This is a genomic window from Enterobacter sp. 01-M-02-SI-ECC, assembly GCF_047530595.1.
In the GTDB taxonomy this organism is placed as follows: Bacteria; Pseudomonadota; Gammaproteobacteria; order Enterobacterales; family Enterobacteriaceae; genus Enterobacter; species Enterobacter cloacae_M.
Window position 1 is genome coordinate 1 of sequence record NZ_JBLKCZ010000079.1, and the last position, 2,381, is coordinate 2,381.

The following is a 2,381-nucleotide window of genomic DNA, read 5'->3' on the forward strand; positions in this document are numbered from 1 at the left end:
TCCCCTGGGCGAAATGCGCCTGGTAAGCAGAGTTTTTGAAATGTAAGGCCTTTGAATAAGACAAAAGGCTGCCTCATCGCTAACTTTGCAACAGTGCCCCACATCTTTTGTCACCAACGAGCGGCTGCCTATCACCGCACCGTGCCCGATCTTGATTCCGGGCATGACCATTGCCTCAGAGCCGATCCAAACGTCATTGCCAATGACAGTATTACCTGCTTTTTGGAAGGCATCGAGTGCGCTTGAGAATGCAGGTTCTTCCTGCATATAAAAGAACGGGAAAGATGATGCCCAGTCGTACCGATGCCCCTGATTGCCAGCCATGATAAAGGAAGCCCCACTCCCGATAGAGCAGAAACTACCGATGATCAACTTATCAACGTCATCACGGTCCGGAAACAGATACCGTGCGCAGTCATCGAATGAGTGCCCATGATAGTAGCCAGAGTAATAGCTGTACCGCCCAACTTTGATATTGGGGTTCTTCACTTGCTCAGAAAGCAGCTTGCCTTTGAAGGGGCTATCAAAGTAGTTGGTCATAAGAGATCCCGCGGTCTGTGACTTTGCCGTCTAACGTTTGAAATAAGGGGCGCCGAGCGCCAGCGAGGGGAGCCAAAAGCTTGCTTTTGGCCGTCCCGACTTGATTGAAGGGTTGGGCGATTTTGCCATTAGATTTTTTATAAATTTAGTGTGTTTAGAATGGTGATCGCATTTTTCTTGGCTTTTATGCTTGATGTTAAATTCGACCCCAAGTTTCCTGTAAGTGCGGACACAAAAACATATTTATGTCCTGATTTGCTTATAATAAACCCTTCAAACCATCCGTTTTGTAAGGTTCTATTTGCTGTGAATCCTGCACCAGTTTTCCCATACAGTTTTGTACTATTATCCAGATCTTGTAGATACATGTTCTCTATGGTGTTTTCTATGGCTGAGTTTTTAACTGGGAGATTGTGATTAATAATTTTACGCAGGAATTGAATTTGTTCTTCTGGTGAAATTTTTAAGCTACTTTCGAGCCATGCTTCTGTTAATCCGTTGTTTCTTTCTTTATCTCCAGAGAAGTCTTGATTTCCATAATCAAAATCTTTGAGATAATTCTTGATTTTATTTAATCCAATTTTTTGGGTTATTTCTTGCGAAACCCAAACAACAGAAAATTGCATCCACGTCTTTGGTGTATGATTGCTGTTCCAGATCTCCATTCCTTTGGGGGTTTTATCCCATTTGAATATGGTTTTCTGATCTATTATTTCCGCATCAAATGCCATAAGTGATAATGCGATCTTGAAAGTTGAATCTGGTGCCATTTGCGTTGCACACTTTGCTTTATTGAATTGAGCAATTTCAGCGTTTGTGGATGCATCGTAAAGTAAAAAACAACCTTCAGTTCCTTCAAATAATGGAGATGCAACAGTAGAGATATCTGTTGATGCACTGGCGCTGCTGTAGATAATATTTGCAATTATTAAAAAAATAGCGAAGTTGATATGTATTGTGTTTTTCATAATAAGTATTGGTTTGGTAAAGGGCTTAATTTTAACGGCTAACAATTAATGAGGCTCCGGGTTCGCCCAACGTTTGACATGAGGGGCGGCCAAGGGCGCCAGCCCTTGGACGTCCCCCTCGATGGAAGGGTTAGGCATCACTGCGTGTTCGCTCGAATGCCTGGCGTGTTTGAACCATGTACACGGCTGGACCATATGGGGTGGTTACGGTACCTTGCCTCTCAAACCCCGCTTTCTCGTAGCATCGGATCGCTCGCAAGTTGCTCGGCGACGGGTCCGTTTGGATCTTGGTGACCTCGGGATCATTGAACAGCAACTCAACCAGAGCTCGAACCAGCTTGGTTCCCAAGCCTTTGCCCAGTTGTGATGCATTCGCCAGTAACTGGTCTATTCCGCGTACTCCTGGATCGGTTTCTTCTTCCCACCGTCCGTCCCCGCTTCCAAGAGCAACGTACGACTGGGCATACCCAATCGGCTCTCCATTCAGCATTGCAATGTATGGAGTGACGGACTCTTGCGCTAAAACGCTTGGCAAGTACTGTTCCTGTACGTCAGCAAGTGTCGGGCGTGCTTCTTCTCCGCCCCACCACTCGACGATATGAGATCGATTTAGCCACTCATAGAGCATCGCAAGGTCATGCTCAGTCATGAGGCGCAGTGTGACGGAATCGTTGCTGTTGGTCACGATGCTGTACTTTGTGATGCCTAACTTTGTTTTTGCGTTGCTCATGATGTCTAACTCCCAATTTGTGTAGGGCTTATTATGCACGCTTAAAGGCACTGTTGCAAAGTTAGCGATGAGGCAGCCTTTTGTCTTATTCAAAGGCCTTACATTTCAAAAACTCTGCTTACCAGGCGCATTTCGCCCAGGGG

At 45.4% G+C, this 2,381-nt stretch carries 3 protein-coding genes; all 3 read right to left on the reverse strand.

The window, feature by feature from the left end:
- A partial coding sequence (locus ACMWLG_RS25660) for a CatB-related O-acetyltransferase (protein WP_223807070.1) occupies positions 1-540 on the reverse strand: 540 nt, incomplete at its 3' end.
- Between the two features lie 137 nt (positions 541-677).
- Entirely contained in the window at positions 678-1,508 is an 831-nt protein-coding gene (locus tag ACMWLG_RS25665) for an oxacillin-hydrolyzing class D beta-lactamase OXA-1 (protein WP_001334766.1), read from the reverse strand.
- Positions 1,509-1,638: 130 nt separating this feature from the next.
- Complete coding sequence (locus tag ACMWLG_RS25670) at positions 1,639-2,193, reverse strand: fluoroquinolone-acetylating aminoglycoside 6'-N-acetyltransferase AAC(6')-Ib-cr5 (RefSeq protein ID WP_063840321.1); 555 nt, start codon at positions 2,191-2,193, stop codon at positions 1,639-1,641.
- Positions 2,194-2,381 lie beyond the last annotated feature (188 nt).

What these genes read in the sequence shown, in the direction of transcription:
- ACMWLG_RS25665 (WP_001334766.1), bottom strand. Translation starts at nt 1,508, where the DNA reads ATGAAAAACACAATACATATCAACTTCGCTATTTTTTTAATAATTGCA.